The 1,196-nt window shown below is 70.1% G+C and carries 1 protein-coding gene; it reads right to left on the minus strand.

Annotated features, from left to right (window positions below; translation table 11 throughout):
* Nucleotides 1–41 precede the first annotated feature (41 nt).
* Complete coding sequence (nadA, locus tag AC27IQ_RS25020) at nt 42–1,160, minus strand: quinolinate synthase NadA (protein WP_487091224.1); 1,119 nt, start codon at nt 1,158–1,160, stop codon at nt 42–44.
* Nucleotides 1,161–1,196 lie beyond the last annotated feature (36 nt).

Consider the following 1,196-nt stretch of genomic DNA (forward strand, 5'->3'; position numbering starts at 1 on the left):
GCTATTTAATTAATAGCAAATCGATGCCATGCCGGTGCGCTTCATGCCGCGCCGATGTGGGGCACCAGCGCGCCCAGGGGCTGCCCGCCCTTGAGCGCGGCGGTGAAGGCCAGCATGCGGTCGATGGGCTGGCGCGCGCGCGGGATGAGCGCCGGGTCCACGTGGATGGCGTTGGCGCCGGTTTCCAGCACGCGGGCCACGTCGGCCAGGCCGTTCATGGCCATCCAGGGGCAGTGCGCGCAGCTCTTGCAGGTGGCGCTGTTGCCGGCCGTGGGGGCCTCGTGGAAGGTCTTGCCCGGGTTGAGCGCGCGCAGCTTGTGCATCATGCCGTTGTCGGTCGCCACGATGAATTCGCGCGCGTCCATCTCGCGCGCGGCCTTCAGGATGGCGGAGGTCGAGCCCACGGCATCGGCCAGCGCCACCACGTCGGCGGGGCTCTCGGGGTGCACGAGCACCTTCGCCTGCGGGTGCGCCGCCTTCAGCGCCTGCAGCTCCTCGGCCTTGAACTCGTCGTGCACGATGCAGGCGCCGTTCCAGAACAGCATGTCGGCGCCGGTCTGCTGCTGGATGTAGGCGCCCAGGTGCCGGTCGGGCGCCCACAGGATCCGGTGGCCTGCCGCCTTGAGCGCGCCCACGATCTCCAGCGCGCAACTGGAGGTGACGAGCCAGTCGGCGCGCGCCTTCACCGCCGCGCTGGTGTTGGCGTAGACGACCACGGTGCGGTCGGGGTGCGCATCGCAGAACGCGCTGAACGCATCGGCGGGGCAGCCCAGGTCGAGCGAGCAGGTGGCGTCCAGGTCGGGCATGAGCACGGTTTTCTCGGGCGACAGGATCTTGGCCGTCTCGCCCATGAAGCGCACGCCCGAGACCACCAGCGTCTGCGCGGCATGGTCGCGGCCGAAGCGCGCCATCTCCAGCGAATCGCTGACCAGCCCGCCGGTTTCCTCGGCCAGGTCCTGCAGGTCCGGGTGCACGTAGTAGTGCGACACCATGACGGCGTTCTTCTCGCGCAGCAGCCGCCGGATGCGGTCCTTGAGCGCGGCGCGTTCGGTGGGCGAGGGCTCGGCAGGCACGCGGGCCCAGGCGAACTTCGTGGAGCAGACGGCGCCATCTTCGGGCTGCTCGTACTCCACGTCCTTGATGGCGGTGGGGGTCGTCATGGGGTGGGGTCTTTCGGCCGCGAAAGGCGCGGCGCC

This window comes from Acidovorax sp. KPB24-07 (assembly GCF_057543315.1).